The 23,573-nt window shown below is 37.7% G+C and carries 21 protein-coding genes; 18 read left to right on the forward strand and 3 right to left on the reverse strand.

Going from position 1 to position 23,573, the window contains the following annotated elements:
* Positions 1-185 precede the first annotated feature (185 nt).
* The 3 genes from purL to E4N80_RS06505 are packed head-to-tail and all read left to right on the forward strand — an operon-like array spanning position 186 to position 4,476.
* Positions 186-3,032 (forward strand): phosphoribosylformylglycinamidine synthase subunit PurL, encoded by a 2,847-nt coding sequence (purL, locus tag E4N80_RS06495; RefSeq protein WP_253698354.1) that lies wholly within the window; start codon positions 186-188, stop codon positions 3,030-3,032.
* Positions 3,033-3,058: 26 nt separating this feature from the next.
* Positions 3,059-3,616: a TIGR01440 family protein gene (locus E4N80_RS06500; protein ID WP_253698355.1), complete on the forward strand. Its 558-nt coding sequence runs from the start codon at positions 3,059-3,061 to the stop codon at positions 3,614-3,616.
* Positions 3,610-4,476, forward strand: coding sequence for a hypothetical protein (locus E4N80_RS06505; protein WP_253698356.1), 867 nt, complete (start codon positions 3,610-3,612; stop codon positions 4,474-4,476). Before E4N80_RS06500 ends, E4N80_RS06505 begins: the two co-directional genes overlap by 7 nt.
* 32 nt (positions 4,477-4,508) lie before the next feature.
* Here E4N80_RS06505 and E4N80_RS06510 read toward each other — a convergent pair whose 3' ends face one another.
* Together E4N80_RS06510 and E4N80_RS06515 are read right to left on the reverse strand one after the other, a co-directional pair.
* A complete protein-coding gene (locus E4N80_RS06510; protein WP_253698357.1) occupies positions 4,509-6,116 on the reverse strand; it encodes an ATP-binding protein in 1,608 nt (535 codons plus the stop codon).
* Positions 6,117-6,171: 55 nt separating this feature from the next.
* Positions 6,172-7,653 (reverse strand): 4Fe-4S dicluster domain-containing protein, encoded by a 1,482-nt coding sequence (locus tag E4N80_RS06515; protein ID WP_253698358.1) that lies wholly within the window; start codon positions 7,651-7,653, stop codon positions 6,172-6,174.
* Positions 7,654-7,870: 217 nt separating this feature from the next.
* On the opposite strand from E4N80_RS06515, the gene E4N80_RS06520 reads away from it, so the two are divergent.
* The 15 genes from E4N80_RS06520 (at position 7,871) to E4N80_RS06590 (ending at position 22,730) form a co-directional block, all read left to right on the forward strand.
* Complete coding sequence (locus E4N80_RS06520; RefSeq protein WP_253698359.1) at positions 7,871-8,824, forward strand: ABC transporter permease; 954 nt, start codon at positions 7,871-7,873, stop codon at positions 8,822-8,824.
* 9 nt (positions 8,825-8,833) lie between these two features.
* Complete coding sequence (locus E4N80_RS06525; RefSeq protein ID WP_253698360.1) at positions 8,834-9,751, forward strand: ABC transporter permease; 918 nt, start codon at positions 8,834-8,836, stop codon at positions 9,749-9,751.
* A gap of 17 nt (positions 9,752-9,768) precedes the next feature.
* Positions 9,769-11,364 (forward strand): ABC transporter substrate-binding protein, encoded by a 1,596-nt coding sequence (locus E4N80_RS06530; RefSeq protein WP_253698361.1) that lies wholly within the window; start codon positions 9,769-9,771, stop codon positions 11,362-11,364.
* Between the two features lie 52 nt (positions 11,365-11,416).
* Positions 11,417-12,403, forward strand: coding sequence for an ABC transporter ATP-binding protein (locus tag E4N80_RS06535; RefSeq protein WP_253698362.1), 987 nt, complete (start codon positions 11,417-11,419; stop codon positions 12,401-12,403).
* The gene (locus tag E4N80_RS06540) at positions 12,393-13,364 is read left to right on the forward strand and encodes an ABC transporter ATP-binding protein (RefSeq protein WP_253698363.1); all 972 of its coding nucleotides are present in this window, start codon (positions 12,393-12,395) and stop codon (positions 13,362-13,364) included. The genes E4N80_RS06535 and E4N80_RS06540 overlap by 11 nt, the downstream gene beginning before the upstream one ends.
* 17 nt (positions 13,365-13,381) lie before the next feature.
* Positions 13,382-13,816 carry an OsmC family protein gene (locus E4N80_RS06545; RefSeq protein WP_253698364.1) on the forward strand — a complete coding sequence of 145 codons (435 nt, stop codon included), beginning with the start codon at positions 13,382-13,384 and terminating at the stop codon, positions 13,814-13,816.
* A 60-nt stretch (positions 13,817-13,876) separates the two neighbouring features.
* Positions 13,877-14,566 (forward strand): hypothetical protein, encoded by a 690-nt coding sequence (locus tag E4N80_RS06550; RefSeq protein WP_253698365.1) that lies wholly within the window; start codon positions 13,877-13,879, stop codon positions 14,564-14,566.
* Positions 14,567-14,621: 55 nt separating this feature from the next.
* Positions 14,622-15,503 carry a DNA adenine methylase gene (locus E4N80_RS06555; RefSeq protein WP_253698366.1) on the forward strand — a complete coding sequence of 294 codons (882 nt, stop codon included), beginning with the start codon at positions 14,622-14,624 and terminating at the stop codon, positions 15,501-15,503.
* Positions 15,504-15,517: 14 nt separating this feature from the next.
* On the forward strand, positions 15,518-16,342 hold the full coding sequence (locus tag E4N80_RS06560; RefSeq protein ID WP_253698367.1) for a type II restriction endonuclease: 825 nt from the start codon (positions 15,518-15,520) through the stop codon (positions 16,340-16,342).
* 5 nt (positions 16,343-16,347) lie between these two features.
* Complete coding sequence (locus E4N80_RS06565) at positions 16,348-17,229, forward strand: DNA-methyltransferase (protein ID WP_253698368.1); 882 nt, start codon at positions 16,348-16,350, stop codon at positions 17,227-17,229.
* A 136-nt stretch (positions 17,230-17,365) separates the two neighbouring features.
* On the forward strand, positions 17,366-17,767 hold the full coding sequence (locus E4N80_RS06570) for a hypothetical protein (RefSeq protein WP_253698369.1): 402 nt from the start codon (positions 17,366-17,368) through the stop codon (positions 17,765-17,767).
* 153 nt (positions 17,768-17,920) lie between these two features.
* Positions 17,921-19,234 carry a phosphoribosylamine--glycine ligase gene (gene purD, locus E4N80_RS06575; protein ID WP_253698370.1) on the forward strand — a complete coding sequence of 438 codons (1,314 nt, stop codon included), beginning with the start codon at positions 17,921-17,923 and terminating at the stop codon, positions 19,232-19,234.
* Positions 19,235-19,260: 26 nt separating this feature from the next.
* Positions 19,261-20,361, forward strand: a complete 1,101-nt coding sequence (gene purM / locus E4N80_RS06580; protein ID WP_253698371.1) for a phosphoribosylformylglycinamidine cyclo-ligase — start codon at positions 19,261-19,263, stop codon at positions 20,359-20,361.
* 87 nt (positions 20,362-20,448) lie between these two features.
* Positions 20,449-21,612, forward strand: a complete 1,164-nt coding sequence (ispG, locus tag E4N80_RS06585; protein WP_253698372.1) for a (E)-4-hydroxy-3-methylbut-2-enyl-diphosphate synthase — start codon at positions 20,449-20,451, stop codon at positions 21,610-21,612.
* Positions 21,609-22,730: a tetratricopeptide repeat protein gene (locus tag E4N80_RS06590; protein WP_253698373.1), complete on the forward strand. Its 1,122-nt coding sequence runs from the start codon at positions 21,609-21,611 to the stop codon at positions 22,728-22,730. Before ispG ends, E4N80_RS06590 begins: the two co-directional genes overlap by 4 nt.
* A 35-nt stretch (positions 22,731-22,765) precedes the next feature.
* Here the strand turns inward: E4N80_RS06590 and E4N80_RS06595 are convergent, their stop codons facing one another.
* Positions 22,766-23,569, reverse strand: a complete 804-nt coding sequence (locus E4N80_RS06595) for a zinc dependent phospholipase C family protein (RefSeq protein WP_253698374.1) — start codon at positions 23,567-23,569, stop codon at positions 22,766-22,768.
* Between the last annotated feature and the right edge of the window lie 4 nt (positions 23,570-23,573).

Consider the following 23,573-nt stretch of genomic DNA (forward strand, 5'->3'; position numbering starts at 1 on the left):
TCCTAATTAACCTTTGCTGTCTTGGCGAGCTTCGCTCTTAAATAAAATTATTGTTTGGTTACAACCTATCTGCAATCTCTCCCCAAAAAAATTCCCAAATTCAAGACCTTGAATTTTTCCCTCGCTTCAAGTATACTTAACAATATAGAATCGTTCAAAATCCATCGGAAGTTAAGGGGTTGTCTATGAATATTTACCGATTTTGTGTTAAAAGCAAAGAAGGCTTACACTTTCAAATACCCAAAAATGAAGAGCTCTTAAAGCAGGCCCATGTTCTCGGCTTTAAAACCGTTAAAGAAATAAATACCGAAGCTCTTTATTTTGTACGCGGAAATCTTTCAAATGAAGAAAAAAAGGTACTGGCCGACTTCTTGTTTTGCGATGAGCTTTATGAGTACAGCCAAACCGAAGGCTTTACAATGGAAGATAAAAAAAATATTTTCCATATCGAAACAGCTTTAAAGCCGGGAGTTACGGACTCATCTTCACGCGAAGCCTTGAGGGCGGTCAAAGAACTCGGTATTCTCGGCGTTGAAGAAATTACCAGCGGAAAAGCCTACGATATTCAGGGCGAACTAACCCAATCCGAAATAGAAAAGATTGCAAAAACCCTTTTATGCAATGACGTTATAGAACAGTATAAAATAGGCTTTGTAGAACCGGCATGGGCTCATGAACATGACGGAAAAAATGAACCTAACACAAAAGTTGAACTCATAGACATAGCCTCCATGAACGATGAGGAACTTTTAGCCCTTTCAAATGAAAGGCGGGCTACCTTGGATATTTACGAGATGAGGGCTATCAGGGAATTCTACAAGACGGAAAAACGGCCTTGTACCGATGCTGAATTTGAAACGATAGCCCAAACTTGGAGCGAGCACTGCGTTCATAAAACATTTAAGGCAAAAATAGACATTGACGGCACCTCTCTAACAGAGGAGCAAAAAAAAGCCTATCCCGGTCTTTGCGTAAACAGCATAATTAAAACCTATATCAAAAAGGCAACCGATGACATCAATGCTCCTTGGGTGCTTTCCTCCTTTGTGGACAATGCCGGTATTATCGAATTTGACGAAAAATACGAAGTTTCCTTTAAGGCGGAAACTCATAACCATCCTTCCGCCATTGAGCCCTTCGGAGGAGCCAACACTGGAGTCGGCGGCGTTATCAGAGATGTTATGGGCGTTTCAGCCCGTCCCTTCGCCGTAACCGATGTCCTTTGCTTCGGCCATCCCGACACTCCGGCAGAAAATGTTCCCAAGGGAACCCTTCATCCTAAACGCATAATCTCAGGCGTTATAGAAGGAGTTAAGGACTACGGAAACAAGATGGGCATTCCGACCGTAAACGGAGGCGTTCACTACCACGAGGCTTATGCTTCAAATCCTTTAGTCTACTGCGGATGTGCAGGCATTGCCCCCAGAGGCAAGCACCGCACAAAACCCTCGGCCGGAGATCACATTATTTCTTTAGGCGGAAAAACGGGACGGGACGGTCTTAGGGGAGCTACATTTTCTTCGATGGTAATGGATGCAAGCACCGGCGATGTTGCAGGCTCATCGGTTCAAATTGGAGAACCTATAATTCAAAAAAAGGTAGCGGAAGTTCTTATAGATGCCCGCGATCAAGGTCTTTATTCTGCAATTACCGACTGCGGAGCGGGAGGTTATTCTTCTGCCGTAGGCGAAATGGCTTCGACACTCGGCTGCGATGTAGACCTCGCAAAAATCCCCGTAAAATATCAGGGCCTTGCCCCATGGGAGCTCTGGCTTTCGGAGGCACAAGAAAGAATGGTTATCGCAGTTCCCAATGACAAACTTGAAGCCTTACAAAAACTTTGCGATGCCAACGATGTGGAATTAACAAACCTCGGCCGTTTTACCGGAGATGCCGTTTTAAGGGTACGCTTCGGTGAAAAGGAAATAATAAATCTTTCATGCGGCTTTTTACATTCAGGTCCGCCGCAGAGAAAACTAAAAGCGGCTCCTCCAAAAGATGGAAAACCTTTTATAAAATATCCTGAATATAAGGAACCCGATCTGAATGAGGCTCTAAAGGCTGTGATAAATCATCATGCCGTAAATTCAAAAGAAGACATAGTAAGACTTTACGACCATGAGGTTCAAGGCGGAACAATTCTACGCCCCTATGACGGCCCTGAAGGAAATGTGCCTCAGGACGCAGCCGTTATAAAGCCCATGGAAACGGAAGGAAAAAAAGCCGTTGCTATCTCAAATGCCTTAAATCCGAGGCAGGGGCTTTTGGATCCTTATGCAGCCGCAGCAAGTGCGATAGACGAAGCTGTCCGAAATGCCGTTGCAGCCGGAGCAGCCCCCGAAAAAACAGCCATCCTCGATAACTTTTGCTTAGGAGATCCCAACCGTCCCGAAACCATGTGGGCACTGATAGAGATGGCACGCTCTTGCTATGACACAGCCCTTGTCTTTAAAACTCCCTTTATTTCAGGGAAGGATTCCTTTAATAACGAATACCTAAGCTCGGAGGGAAAAAGAGTTTCCATTCCGCCGTCACTTTTAATATCGGCGATGGGGATAGTTCCCGACATCGGAAAGGTTCCGGGCTCGGACTTTAAAAAAGAAGGTTCGGCTATTTACCTCGTAGGTAAGCCTCAATTTTCTTTCGGCGGCTCGGTTTTTGCAGAACTTTTCGGCATTCCTTCAGGAGAAAGTGCTGCCGTTCCACCCTTTAAAAAAGAAGCGGCTGAGCTTTATAAAAAACTTCACTCCAATATAATGAAGGGCTTGGTACTTTCATGCCATGACCTAAGCGAAGGAGGCCTTGCTGCCGCTCTCTACGAAATGTGTTTAAGCGGCATAGGAGCCGAATTAAAAGAAGACTTCTACACAAAGCTGGGAGCTTCAAAGATTGCAAGCCTCTTTGGGGAAACCACAGGCTGTCTTCTTGTAGAAGTAAAAGAAGAAAACCGTTCTGCCTTTGAAAAGGCAATGGAAGGCGCTTCAATTTACGAGATAGGAAAAACCTGCGGAAAGACAGGATTAAAACTTTAACGAAGTTAATTTAAGGGCGAGAAAATATGAGCGGGATCGATTTAGAAAAAATAAAAGAAGAAACTATAGCCGCCTTAAATGAGCTTCTTGAAGCGGCGTCTTTAAAAGCCGGAGACATACTTGTCCTAGGCTGCAGCACCAGCGAGGTTTCGGGAGGAGTAATCGGTAAGGCATCAAATGAAGAAGCCGGAAGAACAATAGTCTCCGCCCTGCTTTCAGTCCTTGAACCGAAAGGAATTTTTTTGGCAGTTCAAGGCTGCGAACACATAAACCGAGCCCTCGTTATCGAAAAGGAATCTCAAGAAAAATACGGCTTTGAAGAGGTGTCCGTAGTTCCCGCCCTCCACGCAGGAGGAGCCGCTTCCCTCGCCGCCTACAATCTTTTTAAGTCTCCGGTTATGATAGAACATGTAAGAGCACATGCCGGCATGGACATAGGAGACACCGAAATCGGAATGCATGTAAAATTTGTGCAAGTACCCGTAAGGCTTAAAACCAAGTACATAGGCTCGGCGAGGCTCACAGCCCTAAAAAGCCGCCCCAAATTGATCGGCGGCGAAAGAGCCGTGTATGAAAAATGTTAGAACATCTCGATAAAAAAGATTTTGATAAATATTCGGACTTTGCTTATTCTCTGGCCTTGAATCAAAAAACTTCTTCATACCCAACTTACACCGATGGGATAAAAACAAAAAAAGATTTTATCTTACATGCAAAACGCGGAATAAACCATAAGACTCATCAAATCTTACTTTTTAAATATGAAAAAGAAATTACCGGCTGGATTCATTATTATGTTTTAGAAAAAGATAAACTCATAGCCTTTGAAGCTTTTAATATTCAACATCATTTTGAAACTGCTTTCGACGAGTTTATAAGGTATATAATTCATAAATATAAGGGGTATATGATTCATTTCGGATTTCCTGAAATAAATTATTCAGCAATCTCTTATTTAAAAAAATGCGAATTTAATTGTATCGAAAAAAGCTATGTAAATATTTTAAAGCTTAAAGACTATACAACAAAAGAAGAAGATAAAAATATTGTTCCTGTAAGCAAAGATAATTTTAATGAGTTTAAAAAACTTCATGATAATTATGATAATATGTACTGGAACTCCGAAAGGTTATATGATGCAATTATAAATCCAAATAAAAAACACAGGTGGTATATTTATCTTTATTATCAAAATCAAAAACTTACCGGAAATATTTATTTTATCTGCATAAATGATTTTATGGAAATATTCGGCATAGATTATGCGGATAAAAAATTTAATCCGGTTATTTTTAGAAACTTAACAATCAAAGCATTAAACAAAGCAAAGGAAATAAATGTTTTACACTTATATTTTTTTGCAGATAAAAATGAGCATTGTATTTTACAGGATTTAGGCTTCACTCATATCGGCAATTATGAATTATATGAAAAAGTATTATAAACAAAGCTGTAAAATAAAAACCTATACAAAATTTACCAAGATTCAACCAGCCAGTCTGCAATAGTCCTTTTTTCTTCATCAAAACTTGAACCGATTGCTATAATTTTTTTACCGCTGCCCGAATACTTGTCTGCATAACCTTTCTCTTTGATTTGTTTTACGGCATTTTCCGCCGTTTCATTTGAGGTAAGCTTAAATTCAAAGATATAAACCTTATCTTGAAATTCTACAACACAATCAGCCCGTCCGGTTGCACAATGCACTTCCGTATGCACAAACTGGTTCATAAGAGCAAACACAAGATAAACCGCTGTCTGATAGTTTTGTTCACGTAAGGCTAAATCTTTTTCGGTCAAATTGTCGTAGGGTATTCCTGAAATTATTCCCTTCATCTTTTGCATAAAGCCGTCTACATCTCCGGCTTCTATCTGCTCGTAGAATTCCCAAATCGAAAGCCCTGTTTTATCTGTTCTTATAGAAGTATAAGCCGGAAGCAAGTTATCCAAAAAGCCGTAACGCACTTCATCATTCGGAAAACCTAATCGGTAAAGCCTCGAAAAATCGTTATAATCTTTAATCGTCAAATACCCCGATTGAAAAAGAATGGGCAAAGGATTTATTGTATCTGCTCGGTAGGCTTCCAGACCGGACTCGTTCATCTTTACGTTTCCGTCAAGGTCGGGAATATTGTAATAAGCTTTTTTTAAGTACTCAACCAAAAAGGTCGGTGTACCTGTTGCAAACCAGTAGTCACGCATTCTTCCATCGGCAAAAACATTTAACAGGCTAAATGGATTGTACATATTTTTTCCGTCTTCGGAAAATTTATAGCCGTCATATCTTTGCTTTAATTTTGCAAGAGCTTCCTCATAAGTCAAGCTATTATTTTCTGCGAGGGCTTCAATCTCAGGCTTAAAATCGGTTTCAAGCTCTTCTTGAGAAATACCGCATACAGCAGAGTAATCCGACAATAGGCTTAAATCCCGTAAGTTATTTAAATCGCTGAATATGCTGACCTTACTGAATTTTGTAACCCCCGTCAAAAAGGCGAAGCGCAGGTATTGGTCTGCACTTTTTATAACGCCGAAAAAACCTTTGAGGATTGTGCGGTAGGTTTCGTTTAAAGCTTCATCCTTCCACATCGTTTGAAGGAGGGGTTTATCATATTCATCGATAAGAATAACAACCTGCCTGCCGGTTTTTTCATAAGAGCGGTTTATCACTCCGAAAAAACGCTCACTGAGAGTTTTTTCAGAATCCTTACTTCCGTAAAGCTCTTCCCACCTGCAAAGATGATTATTTAAAAGGCTTTCCAAGTCTTCTCTTGTTTCGTATTTTGCAAGGTTAAAATCCAAATAGAGTACAGGATACTCCTGCCAGATTTCACGTTTTTCCTTTTCGGCTTCTTCAAATTTCTCAATCGCTAAACCCTTGAAGAGTTCTTTTTGACCGAGGAAGTAAGCCTTTAATGTGGAAAGCAAAAGGCTTTTCCCGAAGCGGCGGGGACGGCTTAAAAAATATGGAGCCGGATTTTTAACAAGGTTCCACACATACTCGGTCTTATCAACATAAAAAAAACCGCTCGTTATAAGTTTTTCAAAACTTTGAATGCCGATGGGCATTTCTCTAATCGTACTCATGGTCATATTATATCAAAAAAATATAAAACCTGCAATCAAAAGCTGCGGGGAAAATCTACGTTAAATCTTTTTCTCTCGAATAAGAAAGTCCTTCATCTGCGTATTTTTTTAGTTGGCTTGCGGCAAGTTTTTGGTTTGTGATAACCGAAGGCCCGCCTATGCAGCCGCCTTCACATGACATAACTTCTACAAGGTTGGGCGTGGACGAATCATGAGGAAGCTCTCCGCTTTGAATTTTACCATAGGAGGCAAGCTGCTTCATTCCTTCTTTATTAAGGCCGTTTATAAGCACGGGCCGGAGGTTTTCAGGTTTTTTAAGACGAACTCTTACAGCTTCGGCAACACCGCCTGAGGCTGCAAAGCCCCTTCCAGAAGAGGTCGGCGTAATTTTTCCGGGCAAGGCTTCTTCCTTGGAAATATCTATTTCTTTGGCAGTAAGCAAGGCCCCCAATTCTTCTATCGACAAAACATAATCTACAAACTCATCTTCCAAGCCCTCCCTCCTCTTTGCAAGACAGGGGCCGATAAATACGGTAACACAGTCCGGATCTTCTTTTTTTGCCAATTCGGCCGTATAGTGCATTGGGCTTCTTGTATCCGAGATACAGGGAACAAGGGCCGGAACATGTTTTTTTACTGCCCTTACATAAGCAGGACAGCAGGAGGTAGTCATTAAGATATGGCCGTGTTCCATTCTCTCTTCAAACTCGGATGCTTCACGGTCAGCCGTTATGTCCGCACCTATAGCTACTTCCCAAACCTTATTGAAACCGGCCTTTTTTAAGGCAGACTCAAGCTGTCCAGGAACGGCCTTAAACTGAGCGGCAACCGCAGGGGCATAGAGGACGGAAACCTTTTTCCCGCTCATTAAATGTTTTATGACATCCACAATCTGCCCCTTATCCATCATGGCGCCAAAAGGACATTCCCTCATACAGTTTCCGCAAAAAATACATTTATGGTAATCGATTCTTTCTTTACCGTTTTCGTCTTTTGAAATGGCACCCACCGGACAGGCTTCTTCACACGGAACGGGAATTTTTATAACGGCATGGTAGGGGCAGTTTTTTAAACAGATACCGCAGTTTATACATTTTTCTTCATCAATGCGGGCTCTTCCTCCCGAAATCGCTATAGCGGTTTTAGGGCAGTTCATCATGCAGGGACGGGCAACACAGGCTTGACAAGCGTTTGTAATCATGTATTTGCTTTTTACGCAGGCATTACAGGCCTCATCCAAAACGGTGAGCATGGGCCATGTCGGTTTTTCTCTTTCTAAAGCTTCTTTTGCAAATTGAGCCAAGGTCTTTTCTTCATCATAATTTTCCAAAGAACAGCCGAGCCTTGCAATTACCCGATGCCTCATTATTTCCCTGTCATGAAAAATACAGCACCTTATAGGTGTACTGTTTCGCGGAACCATTTCTCTCGGAATATAGTGAACGCCTTCTTGAAGCTTACCTTCAAGTTGGAGCTTGGCAATGCGTACAAGAATTTCTCTTTTGATATTAGATGTGTTATTATTTATGTTAAGCATACTCTCCCCTAAAAAAACGGCACATTAAATATATATAAAAAAATATTTATGAAGTCAAGAGGGAGGAAGCAAAGGCGGGAAACAATCTGTAATTTTGTGAATTTAAAAATCAGTATTGACAAATACTAAAAATCCAGTTATCATAAAAAGCAGCGGTTTAAGAATAAAGATTCTATAAGCTTAGCACTTTTTAATATTTTTTAATAAAAGGCAAAATATGAAACTTAAATATGTCATTAAAAGATTACTCATAGCCATCCCCACTTTTTTAGGTATAACTTTTTTTACATATTTAATTCTTTCTATGGCCGGAAGTCCGCTTGATGCATACTTGGCAGATCCAAGAATAACGGTAATGGAGCTTGAAAGAAAAAGAAATTCCCTTGGGCTGGATCAACCAATAATCATTCAATATTTTATATGGTTAAAGAATTTTTTTAATATGGATCTTGGGTTTTCGTTTCAATCGCAAAGGCCCGTAACACAAATGATTTTTGAAAGAATGGGTATTACAGCTTTATTGGCAGGTTCTTCGCTGATTCTCTCCTTATTGATTTCCATTCCATTAGGAATATTCTCTGCATCTAAACCTAATAGCTTTAGAGACCATGCCGGCAGTGCATTTTCATTTATTTTAGTAGCTACACCTAATTTTTTTATGGGGTTAATATTAATATATTTTTTTGCAATTAAATTAAGACTTCTTCCTTCAGGAGGTTTGTTTGATGCAACCGGAAAGAAAACAGCCATTATGCTATTAAAACACATGATTTTGCCTACCTTAGTTCTATCATTCCAACAAATAGGTAGCTGGATGCGGTATATGCGGGGCAGTATGCTTGAAGTTTTACAAGAAGACTATATCACTACAGCAAGAGCAAAAGGTCTAAAAAGAAATCAAGTTTATTATACACATGCACTTAAAAATTCTCTTATACCTATTATAACGGTAGTAGGAATGTCAATCCCCTCATTGGTGGGAGGGGCCGTAGTTACAGAACAAGTTTTCGGATGGCCGGGGATAGGGACTTTAATGGTTCAAGCTATTAATGCTAAAGATTATCCTGTAATTATGGGAATTACAGTAAATATATCTATTGCCGTATTAGTAGCGAATTTAATAACGGATTTAGCTTATGGATTAGTCGATCCTAGAATTTCATATAAGTAGGTGTATACTATGGAAAACAATATGACAGATGACAAAACATATTTTTCAGAAAATGTGTCTGAAGAAAAAAAGAACACTTATTTTAATGAAGTTGTAGAAAAATTATTAAATAATAAATTAGCAATGGCAGGGTTAATATTTTTTTTACTTCTATCGCTTTTAGTAATTATTTTACCTTTTATTTTAAATTTAGATCCATATACATCAGATCCGGCGGCATTTAATTCTGCACCTACACATTCACATATTCTTGGCACTGATGCCATAGGCAGGGATTTGTTCGCAAGATTAATATACGGGGGCCGAACATCATTAATGGTCGGAGTTGTATCAACCCTCATATCTCTTGGCATAGGAGTTCCTTTAGGATTAATTGCAGGGTATTATAAAAAAATCTGGGAAGTATTTATTATGAGACTGGGAGATATATTTTTATCCTTTCCTTCAATAATTTTAATTTTAGTATTAGTATCCGTAATAGGCCCGTCAATATGGTCTGTTACCATTGTATTGGGAATTTTACAATGGACTGTATTTGCTCGATTAATATATGCAAATGTACTGAGTATAAAAGAAAAGGAATATATTGAAGCTGCAAAATCAATAGGCACTTCAAATTTTTCAATCATTTTAAAATATATTTTACCAAATGCTTTTCCGCCAATTTTAATAACCGTTACATTTAATGTTGCAAGAGCAATTTTAAGTGAGTCGGCTTTAAGTTTTCTTGGAATGGGTGTTCAACCGCCAAAAGCAAGTTGGGGTAATATGCTGTATGATGCTCAATCTATCACCGTCCTATCCAGATATTACTGGGTATGGCTTCCTCCGGGCTTGTGCATCGTCCTTACAGTATTAAGTATCAACTTCTTTGGAGATGGAATTAGGGACGCTTTGGATCCGCGTTTAAAGATCCAAGTAAAATAAAAAAGGAAGGTTTCAAAATGAAAAAAGAAATCAAGAAAATGAGATGGATTATGTATGCTACATTATTCATAATCACAATTATTTTATCTGCATGCGGGAACTCTGAAACTACAGATGTACAAACAAAAAAAATTGTTTCAGTAGCTATTACAAAGCCATGGGATTCAATGATGCCGCTTAATACAAACAGCAATTACAGCAGATTTGTTTATGATCAAATCTATGATAGACTGTTTATGTCAAAGGCAAACGGAGATTATGAACCTCGATTGGCAAAAAGTTGGAGTTTGAATGCAGACAGTTCTGCAATCACGTTTAAACTACAAGAGAATGTAAAGTGGCATGATGGAACACCATTTACGGCTGCAGATGTTGTTTTTAGTTTCCAAATGTACTCTAACCCCGAAGTAGATGCACTGAGCCGGTATCATTTGCAATATATCAAGGGTGTTGATTCATCAGGTGTTCAGATTTCAAATAAATCCATAGCAGTATTTGCAAATAGTGATTATGAAGTTACATTTGAATTTAAAAAGCCAATGTATTTCGGAAGTTTCATGAATGATTTAGACACAGTGTTTATTATTCCAAAGCATATTTTTGAAGGAAAAACTCCACAAGAAATAAATGCACCTGAATTATGGGCAAAAGCAATAGGCACAGGGCCATTTAAATATGAAAGCGAAATTAGCGGGGAAAGGATGGAGTTAGTCAGAAACGAAAACTATTTCCAAGGAGCACCCGATATTGAACGCTTAGTTATAAGAGTTGTAGATACTACAAGTTTGTTGGCTAACTTAATGAGTAAAGATATAGACATAAACGTATTAGGCTCTATCCCATTACAAGATTGGAGTGCCGCTGTAGAAGATAAAAATATCAACACAACTTCGGTTCCCACAACAAATTATACTATGCTCATTATCAACACCCAAAAACCATATATGACAAAACCGGTACGGCAAGCGATAAATATGGCTCTAAATAGGGGTATATATGTAAATTCTCTTTATCAGGGACAAGCTGTACCGATAGTAACGCCTATTTCACCTCTTAGCCCATATTACAACGAAAAGGTAAGTATTTGGTTTGATAAAGAAAAAGCAAAGCAAATTTTGATCCAAGAGAATTTTCCGTTTGATACAACATTAAAATTCTATACTTCAGCAGGAGGAGATAATCAACGGTTAGCTGCTTTAATTATTCAGGACTTAGAAGCAATTGGTTTAAAGGTAGAAATAATTCAAGCGGACTTTTCAAAGTTGATGGCTGATATGAGAAAAGGTACTCATGATTTCGGAACAATAGGCTCCGGAGGCTCAATGGATCCCGGAGAAAGCCGCGAAATGATTGCTATAGATAGTGCAGTAAACTTTTCACATGTTAAAGATACAAGGCTCAGCGATTTAATTGATGAAGGAAACGATAAGCTTGAGTTCAATGAAAGAAAGGTTATTTTTGATAAGTACCAAGAAACTGTAAAAGATGAGTCCGCTATTGCTTATTTGTTTACAAAAAATAGTCTGGTAGGTTATAATCCAAAATTGGATAATATTATCATTGAAGACTTTTCCAATCTTAACTGGAAAATTTGGACATGGAAAGTAAAATAATATTATGAATTAACAGACTTAAAAAGTCTGTTAATTCAACAAAAGGGAAAAAATGCCAAAACTTTTATCCGTAAAAGAATTAACTGTAAGATTTGCAGGAAAAAAAGGATATACTACAATTGTTGACAGAGTCTCGTTTGATGTTCAAAATGGGGAGATTCTTTGTGTTGTTGGGGAATCCGGATGCGGAAAAAGCACTATCGCAATGTCAATCTTACAGTTATTATCAATCAACGGGGAAATATCCGGAGGGCATATTATCATGGACGGACAAGAACTAACAAGTCTTACCGAAGATGAAATGTGCGAAATTCGTGGGAATAATATTTCCATGATTTTTCAAGATCCTATGTCCTCCTTAAACCCAACTAAAACAGTTGCATCACAGCTGATTGAGCCATATATGATACATAAGGGGATGAAAAGAAAGGCAGCCAGAGCTGAAGCTCTTAAAATGTTAAAAGATGTGGGGATTCCAAATCCGGAAAAAAGATTAGATGAATATCCGCACCAATTATCCGGCGGCATGAGGCAAAGGGTAATGATTGCAATGGCATTGGCCTGTCAGCCAAAACTATTGATTGCAGATGAACCGACTACAGCCTTAGATGTTACTATACAAGCTCAAATACTTGATTTGATGAGAACATTAAGAAAAGAAAGAGGAACTGCCATTGTTTTTATTACACATGACCTTGGTGTTGTAGCAGAAATGGCCGATAAGGTGCTTGTGTTGTATGCAGGCCATGCGGTTGAGTATAATACTGTAGAAAAAGTTTTTAACTCCCCAAAACATCCCTATACTATGGGATTACTAAAATCAGTACCTCCCGTAAACAAGCATATTGATTTTTTACCTTCGATTGAAGGAATTGTACCTACTCCGGGGAATATGCCTAAGGGTTGTAGATTTTATCCGAGATGTAAAAATAGAATGGATATCTGTAAAAACAGCGAGCCGAAAGAATATAATCTTGAAGATGGTTGGGTAAAATGTTTTTTATACGGTAATTTAAAAGAGGATAAAAATGAACTCTGAGTACCTACTGGAAACAATAAATTTAAGCAAGCATTTCTCTGAATCAAAAAGCCTTTTTAATTGGAATCCTAAATCAGTAAAGGCTGTAAACAACGTAAATATCAAAGTCAAACCTAAAGAGGTTCTTGGATTGGTTGGAGAATCAGGCTGCGGAAAAAGTACATTAGGCAGAACCATACTCCGTCTATTGCCTGCAACAAGCGGAAAAATATTATATAAGGGCAATGACATTCTAAAATATAATAATAAACAGATGTTTGAACTGAGAAAAAAAATGCAAATTATATTTCAAGATGTATACAGCTCTTTAAATCCGCGAATGACTGTCGGTGATATTGTTACAGCTCCCTTAAATGTTTTTAAAGAGGGAGATAAAAAATATAGGCAAAATAAAGTTATAGAAATGCTCGAAGAAGTAGGCCTTAGATCACAATATTTAAACCGATTCCCCCATGAATTTTCGGGAGGTCAGAGACAAAGGATTGTAATAGCCCGTTCTTTAATAATGAATCCGGAACTGGTGATTTGTGACGAGCCTGTTTCGGCACTTGATGTGTCGGTAAGAGCTCAGGTTTTAAATTTAATGAAAAAACTTAAAGAAGAAAAGGGGCTTACATATATTTTTATATCGCATGATTTAAGTGTAGTAAATCATATCAGTGATAGAATAGCAGTTATGTATCTTGGGAATGTAATTGAATTGGCAGAACGGGATGAGTTATTTAAAAATGCTTTTCATCCATATACTAAAGCTCTTTTATCTGCCGTTCCCATAGCAAGTACAGAAGCTAGAAAAAATAGAATTATTTTAAAAGGGGATATCCCTAACCCCTATGATCCGCCAAAAGGATGTTGTTTTAATACACGATGTCCAAAAGTTACTCAAAGGTGTAGAGAAGAAATTCCGGAATTAAAAACGCTGGCCAGTGATCATTTATGTGCCTGTTTTTATCCTGATTAAATATTTATGGAGGTTTTATGTCAACTTTTAGAGCGAAGGTAAGAAGAGAAGAAAAATTCAGAATGAAATGCGAATCCGGCAATCATACTATGCTGCTGGATGAACCGCTAAAAGCAGGAGGAACGGACTTGGCCATGAATCCTGTTGAAGCACTTTTATCAGCCCTTGGAGCCTGCAAATGTATAAATGCTTGGATTTTTGCCGACCAGTTCGGTATTAATCTTAAAGATATAGTTTTTGAAATGGAAGGTGATATAGGCGCACTGGAAAAGGTAGATAATTGCCTGCCTTTGATTTTTAAAAGCATTCATACTAAAATTACCGTGTTCTCAGATAATACGGAAGAAGAGATCAAAAAATTTATAGAATATATTGAACTTCGTTGTCCTGTAAGAAATACCATTATCAATCAAGTACCATGTACAAGTGAAATTGTAATAGGGAATCTCTAAACAATTGAAGTCTTCAGAGGTTCCCAATAAAACAATTTCCTTCACTAAGGAGTACTAAAAATGATTCTATTTAAAAATTATATAAAAAAAATAAGCTTTGTTTTATTTTTAAGCCTAGCCCTCTCCGCTTACGGATTTGACCTTAATTCTTATTGGTCCTTGGGAGATGCAAAACTTGGAGGCATCTTCCAAGCACAAAAACCTAAGGCTGCATGGGACTTAAATATTTCTGCCTTTAAGTTTTATTTTAAAGACTTGGATTCGGGGTTTAATTTATCTTTAAGTCCTTTTTATATGGATATAAAAGGAAACAATAAAGAAATAGAAAACATCAACGGAGAATCCAATCAAAGAACGGCTTTTTTTAAATACGGACTCTTTATTATGTCTTTTATAAATGCAGAATTAAGCTTCAATACTTTAAATTTTATATCCGACACTTTTGAACTTAATCTTTTTACAGGTATTCATGCTGTCGATCCTGTCATAATCTCAAGGTTTCAAATAAATGCAGGCTTGGAGTTTGCAATTACAAAAGAAATATATCCCTTCGCCGGAAGAAAATATCCTTTAAAATCAAAACTTTTAAGTGCAAGAACAGGATTCAGATACACCGACAATAAACCATTTTTCTTTTGCGACATAGGTTTTGACTTAGGTGCTATTTTATTTATTTTTAAAGGCGAGTACGAAAAAGCAAAAGAAAAGGCAGAAAAAGAAACCGTAAAGGATATTTTTGATAAGGATTAAATTTAAGATTAGTTGATTGGTAGAAAATTATTTGGGATTGTGGTAAAATCTACAAATGAATTACTTAACGGTAAAACCTTTTGTCAAATGGGCCGGAGGAAAAACTCAGCTACTAGAGAAGATTCGCACAAAATATCCTAAAACTATCGAAAAATATTGTGAGCCGTTTTTGGGAGGCGGAGCGGTACTTTTAGATGTTTTGGCTAATTTTACACCTAAAGAAGTACTTGTAAACGATATAAATAAAGACCTTATAAATACTTATAAACAAATTCAAAAAGAACCTGAACATATAATACAACAACTTTCAGAACTTCAAGAATTCTTCTGGAATGCAGAAGCTTCAGAACGAAAATCATTTTACCTTAAACAACGAGAAAAATTTAATACATTACAACTTGATACCGGAAAAAATATAGAAAAAGCAGCCTTATTCATTTTTTTAAATAAAACCTGCTTTAATGGTTTATACAGAGTCAATTCAAAAGGACTTTTCAATGTTCCTATTGGCTCATATAAATGGCCTCCAATCTGTGATGAAAAAAATATAAGATTATGCTCTCAATTATTACAAAATGTACAAATCAGTTGTGCGGATTTTTTTTCAGTCTTGGATTTCATTGATTCAAAAACATTCGTTTATTTGGATCCGCCATATCGTCCTATTTCGAAAACCTCTTTTTTTACAGCATATTCGGAATTCGGTTTTACCGACCAAGAACAACGAAAACTTAAAGACTTTGTCGATTCAATAACGAAAAAAGGAGCAAGGGCTGTTATAAGCAACTCTGATCCTAAAAATAACAATACTAACGATAATTTTTTTGACGATTTATATAAAATGTATAAAATAGATCGCATCGCAGCAAAAAGAATGATAAATAGCAGGGCCTCAAAACGAGGAAACATTAATGAGCTTTTAATTTATAACTTTTAAGTGGAGAAAATAAAATGATAAAAGGTTTCAAAAAATTTTTAGATACTTTAAGCGATACCAATGCAAGCTTAAATTCTTTTACCGACTTTTCTAAAGTAAGGGAAAATACTGCAAAAATAGAAATAAAATTAAACCAATTAAATTACTTAATAGGCAAAACCGACCTGCCAAAAGCAATAAAAGAAGTATATAATGAAAATCCTGCAGCATTTGAAGTGCTCGGTATACTCATTGCCGTCAGAGATAATAATAAAAAAGTTTTAAATGATGACGGAAAAACTGTCTTTTTAAAAACTTATTTTACATCACTTCAAAATATAATTGAATATATCGAGAAAACAGGATTAGCCTATATCCTAAAAAACAAATCGATTACCAATCTTGTTGACTATGTTTTCGGAATTGAAGTAGGCCTTGATACAAATGCAAGAAAAAACAGGGGCGGAGATAATATGGCAAATTTGGTTGCTCAAACCTTTATCAAATCGGGGATAACTTTTAAAAGAGAAGTAAACAGTTCTGAATTTGATGATATTAAAAGCCTTGGCCAAGATTTAAAAAGGTTTGATTTTGCCGTTTCATCAAAGAAAAAAACATATCTTATTGAAACAAATTTTTATAATGTAGGCGGTTCTAAATTAAACGAAGTAGCAAGATCCTATTCAGAGATTGCACCGAAAATAAATAAATATCCAAATTATGAATTTGTTTGGATCACTGATGGAACAGGCTGGCTCTCTGCAAAAAATAAATTGGAAGAAGCATATTCAATTATTCCAAGTATTTATAATCTTGCAAATATTAAGAATTTTATACAAAAACTAAAAAGTGAAATGTAAATATAATGTTAAAAGCCTTTTATAAATCAAAGAATCATGATTTTAATCTTCTACATGGAGACTGTATAGAACTGCTTAAGAACTTAGATTTTCAGTTTGACATGATTTTTGCCGATCCTCCTTATTTTTTATCCAATGACGGCATCTCTGTCCAAAGCGGAAAACAAGTCAGTGTAAATAAAGGACCTTGGGATAAATCACAAGGATTTTTCAAGGACAATGAATTCAATTATAAATGGATAAGTATTTGCAGAGAAAAATTAAAAGAAAACGGTACAATTTGGATTTCGGGTACATATCATAATATTTTTTCTGCCGCACAAGTACTTACAGAATTAAATTTTAGGATATTAAATTGTGTTACATGGGCAAAGACAAACCCTCCGCCTAACCTTTCCTGCAAATTCTTTACCCATTCTACAGAATTTATTCTTTGGGCAAGAAAAAATAAAAAAATTACTCATTTTTATAATTATGAGCTTATGAAGCAAATAAACGGCGGAACACAAATGAGGGATTTATGGAGCTTACCGGCTATAGCAAAATGGGAAAAATCATGCGGCAAACACCCCACACAAAAACCTCTTCATTTATTAGCAAGAATAATTCTTGCATCGACAACTCCTGCTGCATGGATTTTAGATCCGTTTACAGGGGCAAGCACGACAGGAATTGCATCAAGCCTATTGGATAGGCGGTTTTTAGGAATTGATAAAGAAATAGAATTTTTAGAAATTTCAAAAAAAAGAAGAGAAGAAATTGATGATGCTCAAATCAGAGAGGAATATAAAAAGAGGATTTACAAATACTCAAACAAGCCTATACAAAACATCATAGAAATAAAAAACAAAGAGCCGTATTACGGTATTGATTTACCTATAGTTTAAATTAATTACTGCTTTATCTAATGCTATATTATACATAAAATAATACCCCCATTAACATTAACCCTTGTATAAATATCCGTATTATGATACTATATATATAATAATAGCTGCAAGATTTTGCAGAAAGGAGTTTAATATGAACAAAAAAAGATTAGGTTTAATTCTCGGATTATTGGTTTTATTTACTCTTGTGCTCAGCCTGACAGGATGTGATCAAATTTACAAAGCATATAAAGGAGACTACGAAGGGATAATTCTGGGTGATTTATCAGGAACATGGTCAGGAACAATCGATAAAAAAGGTAATTTTTCCGGAACCTGTAAACTTTTACACGACACTGGACATGGAACAGAAACTTTAGTATATTCAATGTCGGGAAAAGTATCTAAAACAGGACAGCTTACTGGTACTGCAACCAGAACAGCAGCAAATTTTACCAAACTCGAATTTCAGGCTCAAATAAAACTTTCTCTCGTTACCGGCAAATGGAAAGAAAACGAAGGAGCAGAAGGTACCTTAACAGGAAAAAAGAAATAATCTTTTAAATTAAAACCTAAATTATTTAAAAAACGCATCTTTTGTGCTATGCCGCAAAGGATGCGTTTTTGCTTTCTCCCTCCCCTTGCCCCTCCCCCCTTATTTTGATATACTTAACACTCAAAACATCAGCACCTTATTTTGGAGGAAAAGATGAATATACTGCTTGTCGGATCAGGCGGAAGGGAACATGCAATAGCTTTAAAGCTAAAAGAATCACCTTCTCTCGGTAAACTTTTTATAGCACCCGGAAACGGAGGCACAGCCCTTTTGGGTGAAAACCTTCCCATAAAGGCCGACAATATCGAAGAACTTGCCGATTTTGCTCTTTCTGCCTCAATAGACCTTGTAATTGCAGGCCCCGAAATTCCTCTGTGTTTAGGCCTCGAAGACCTGATTAAAGAAAAAGCAAAAGCTCAAAACAAAAAAATAGCATTTTTCGGGCCGTCAAAGGCTTGTGCCCGATTGGAAGCCTCCAAAGATTTTTCCAAAGAGATGATGAGCCTTCTTTCCATTCCCACGGCAAGATATTCTTCTTTTACCGATTTTCAAAAAGCAAAAAAATATATTGAAGGCTTGGATTACCCATTTGTAATAAAGGCTGACGGCCTTGCGGCAGGGAAAGGTGTTATCCTGCCCGCCTCAAAAGAGGAAGGCATAGCCGAACTTAAAAATATAATGATCGAAAAACAGTTCGGAGCCTCAGGCGACAAGGTAGTCATAGAAGAACGCCTTGAAGGAGAAGAGGTTTCAATTCTTGCCTTTTCGGACGGAGAAAAAATAGCCGTAATGCCGCCCTCGCAAGATCACAAGAGGCTTAAAGACAATGATGAGGGACCCAACACCGGCGGCATGGGAGCCTACGCCCCCGCTCCGATTTGCTCATATGAAGAAGCCGAAAAATATGCCGCTCTTACGATTCTTCCCATTGTAAAAGAAATGAAAAAAAGAGGTACGCCCTACATCGGGGTTCTCTATGCAGGCCTCATGCTCACAAAGGACGGCAAGAGCTTTACCCCCAAGGTGCTTGAATATAACTGCCGCTTCGGAGATCCCGAAACCCAAGTCTTAATGCAGCTTTTTGATGGGGACTTAGCTCTAACCATGAGCTCTTGCGCAGAAGGAAGGCTCGAAGAAGCTATGCCTAAATGGAAGGAAGGCTATGCGGCAACCGTAGTGCTCGCAAGTGAAGGCTATCCTCTTTCTTCATCAAAACCGGTAGAATTGTCCGCTTCGGAATTGGAAGGTTCCCCTGAGGTGAGCGTAATACATGCAGGCACAGCCCTTAAAGACTCCAAAATTTTCGCATCGGGAGGAAGGGTTCTTTGTATAAGCTCAAATGATAAAAGCTTACAAAAAGCTATGGATAATATCTATGCAAAAATAAAAACCATACACTTTCCCGGAGTGCAGTACAGAAAGGACATTGCAAAACGCGGACTGGAACATCTAAATCAACTTAAATAAACATAAAACAAAAAGGAAGAAATAAAATGAACGAAATGAAAAATAAAAACCAAGAGCAGCCAAAGGGCAAGAGCGAAGAACTATCAAAAGATAAGAGCTCGGTATACAGTGCATCAGGCGTGAACATTGATGCAGGAAATGAGGCCGTCCGCTTAATGAGTGCAGCGGTTAAATCAACTTTTAATAAATCCGTTCTTTCGGATGTAGGCACCTTCGGAGGTCTTTTCGGCACCGAAGAGCTTTTTAAAATGAAAAAGCCCGTTCTTGTAGGTTCTACGGACGGGGTCGGAACAAAAGTAAAAATAGCGGCCGAAGCCGGTATATACACAACAATAGGCCAAGACATAGTAAACCACTGCATCGACGATATCCTAGTTCAAGGAGCCAAGCCCCTTTTCTTTTTGGACTATGTTGCAAGCTCAAAGTTGGATCCGCAAATGATTGCCGACATAGTAGGAGGCATGGCAAAGGCTTGTAAAGAATCGGGCTGTGCCCTCATAGGCGGCGAAACGGCGGAAATGCCGGACGTTTATATGGAAGGAGAATTCGACATAGCCGGAACCATTGTCGGGGCCGTCGATGAAGAAAAGATTCTTCCCAAAAAAAACATAAAAGAGGGAGACATCCTGATAGGCCTTGCCTCTGACAGTCCCCATACAAACGGATACTCATTGATTAGAACAGCCTTTAAAGGCGTAGACCTTAGTACCGTCTACCCCGAATTAAAAGCACCATTACATGAGGTTCTATTAAAACCGCACCGCTCCTATCTAAATGCAATCTATCCAATCTTGCAGGAGCATCCCGAAATCGTAAAAGCCCTAGCCCACATAACAGGCGGCGGTTTTATCGAAAACATTCCGCGCGTTATTCCTGCCGGCCTCGTCATCAAGGTAAAAAAAGGCTCGTGGCCCGTACCGCCTCTTTACCCCCTGATCCAAAAATTAACCGGTGCAAGCGGGGACGAAATGTACAGGGTCTTCAATATGGGTATCGGAATGATAGCCGTAGTTTCCCCCGACATGGCCGAAAAATACCGTGAGTTTGTCGGAGAAGAATCATGGATAATCGGCAAACTGGAAAAAGCCGACAATCAAACTCAAAAGCCTGTAACAATATTAGAGTGAAGGGTAAACCTCTAAAAACTGAAGTTTTTAGAAGTTCCCTATAATAAAACTTAGATTTTAAATAATTTATGCCGATAATGAACTGATATGAACTCGATAAAACTACCGCGGACAATTCAGATAGGCGGCAAAGGACAGGTTAAAAAACTTACTCTCGGAGGCACTTCACCGATTTTGCTTCAAACTATGTGGAAAGAAAGCCTATTGGGAGCTGATCTCCTTTCTATCGTAAAAAGCCTAAATGAATTGGAACAATTGGGCTGCGACATCGTGAGGTTTGCAGTTCCCGACATGGATTCTGCGGAGCAATTTGTCAAGCTCACCCGATTAACGGAGATGCCCCTCGTAGCCGATATCCATTTCGACTATAAACTGGCCCTGCGGTGCATGGACGGGGACACGGCAAAAATACGCATAAATCCCGGAAATATCGGTTCAAAAGAAAAAACTGAAGAAGTTATACGCAAGGCAAAGGATACGGTAACTGCTATCCGGATAGGGGTCAATTCGGGCTCTCTGCCTTCCGATCTAAAAAAGAAAATAGAAGAGGCAAATGCAAAAAGAAACTTAAGCGGCGACAAAAAGGCCTTAGATGATGAAATTTCCATTTTGAGAGCTGATGCTTTAACCGAGGCGGCGGCAAGAGAACTGGAAATTTTCGAAAAAGCCGATTTTAAAGATGCCGTAGTTTCTATGAAGGCCTCCGATGTGCAGGAAACGGTCATGGCAAACGAACTCTTTGCTAAAAAATTCGATAATCCCCTTCATTTAGGAGTTACTGAAGCGGGCCCCCTTATTCAAGGTATTGTAAAAAGCACAATAGCCTTTTACCGGCTTTTGGAACAAAACATAGGAAGCACCATAAGAGTGAGTCTCTCCGATTCTTGCGAAAATGAAGTTATAGCCGGAAGAGAAATATTAACCGAATGCGGTAAAAGGCAAGGCGGTATAAGGCTCATATCCTGCCCGCGATGCGGAAGAAAAGGCTTTGATGTTCAAGCCTTTGTAAAACGATGGCAGACAAAACTCTTATCCGAAAAGAAGGACATAAGCATTGCCGTTATGGGCTGCGTAGTCAATGGCCCCGGAGAAGGCAAACATGCAGACCTTGGAATTACCGGAGCAGAAGACTCCGTTATAATATTTAAACACGGAGCAATTACCAAACGCTTGGATTTAAAAAAATTAACCGAAGAAGAAAAAATTGAGGCAGTGGATAAAGCCTTTATAGAGGAGCTTCAAAGTCTATGAAAAAACAATTAAGAATTATTTTTATCGTACTATCTATTTTTTATTTTTACTCAAACCTTTTTTGTTTGGAAACTATTGATGAAAAAGAAAGGCCTTGGCATCTTTTAGAACAAGCAAAAATTCAAATGGAAAAAGGAGAGTTCGGCCTGGCCCTCCACTTAACAAATAAGGCACGGGATATTCATAAAGAACAAATGGAAGCAAAATATTCTTATATGTTTAATGCCTTAAAACCGAAAAGGGTAAAACTAGAGGGAGACAATATTTCGGAAGTCTATGCAATTTTAAATAAAAGAGAAGACCACGATGCTTGTAAAATTTTAGATGAAATCTTTTTAACTCATCCGCCCGTATTTTTTGATAAGTCTATTTCAAAATTAATGTCATGGCTCGAAAAACGCAAGGCCTTCCCTGAAACGGATTATTTGACAGGCCGAATTTATTTTGCAGAAGGAGATTATGAGCAAGCCATGCACTATTATAAGGAAGCATGGAATTCCCACAATTTCTTGGAAATCCCGGATGAAAGGTTCAATATAATTTACGCACTTGCCGACACATCAAAACTTTTGCGCAAATACGATGAACAGGAAAAATACCTCTTGCTTGTTTTAACCGAAGACCCCATATACGGAACTACAAATTTGGAAAGTGATGCTCTTCAGGCTATGATTAAAACAATAAGCTCGGAAAAAACAACCGAAAAATTCTTTTTGCTGTACCGAAACCGTAATCCGATAGCCTTAAAAGCCTACATGGATTTAACGGATATATATATGGAAGCGGGCAAAAACAGAAGAGCTCTTGCAACAGCTGTTTTAGCTTCCATAATAACTATAACGAACCTTGATGACCTTATCTCAAAAGACAATTACACTTATGAATACACCAACCTTTCCGACCTGCTCCATAGACTCAATAGAAAACAAGAAGTTATATTGTGGGCCGAAAAACAAAACTTTTGGAGAGCTTTTATGAATCTTGCAGATTGTCTTTCAAATAACGGTAATACGGAACAAGCTTCTTATCTCTATTCAAAACTGGCAGAATCAATTCCTTCGATTAAATATGCCCAAGAAGCTATATATAAAAAAGAGCAAATGATAAAAAATAAATAAAAGCATACCTGCATCTTTGATTGCTGATAAGATCTTTATGCAAAATTATAGCCGAACCTGTCTAAGAGCGGTTTATTTTCCGTAAGATTCTTATAAAAGTTATCCATAAGCTCAGCCGTTATTTCCACGGAATTATTATAAAGAGAAAAAAGTTTTTCGTTTGTTATTTTGCTCTTAGGATGATCGGAAGTCCTAATGATGTGTCCCTGCAAAAAATCATAAAGACCTAAGATTCTAATTAAAGAAAGTTTTAAAGTTTGAGATAATCTTGTAGGTGCATAGAAAAATTTTTTCCCCATTTTAAAACTACGAAAAGAACACAAAATATCTTCTTTTGTTATAGAAGGAAGAAGACATCTGTAGATATTGGCAACGGCTTCAGCTTCTTTTTCATTTATATCGATATAATTATGAGCCTTGTACTTAAGAGGATGGAGCCCGTCCTGCTTTAATAAAAATTTTTCAAATTCCATTTCGATCTCGGCATGGTCTCTTTTCATTTCCTCCACCATAGCATTTACATAAGGATGGCAAGAGCTATCCAAACCGAAGTGACCTATAAAGCCCATGATATATGAAAATTCATCGGTATTCGGCTCGATTTTTATCTTAGTTAATACGTCATTAAAAACATCGGTACAATTTGTATTATGAATATCCGTTGCAAGCTGCAAAACAGGATTATTATCCTTTTTAAAAGGTTTATGAAAATACAAAAAATCAGGTCCCTGTAAGCCGAGATTATATAAATTCTTATTTGAAATTCCGGCGGCAATTTCAGAAGACAATAGAGCAAAAACCCTTTGTCCATGCATATAATGTGCGTAAAAATCAGGCATAAGG

This window comes from Treponema denticola (genome assembly GCF_024181605.1).
Classification (GTDB): Bacteria; Spirochaetota; Spirochaetia; order Treponematales; family Treponemataceae; genus Treponema_B; species Treponema_B denticola_B.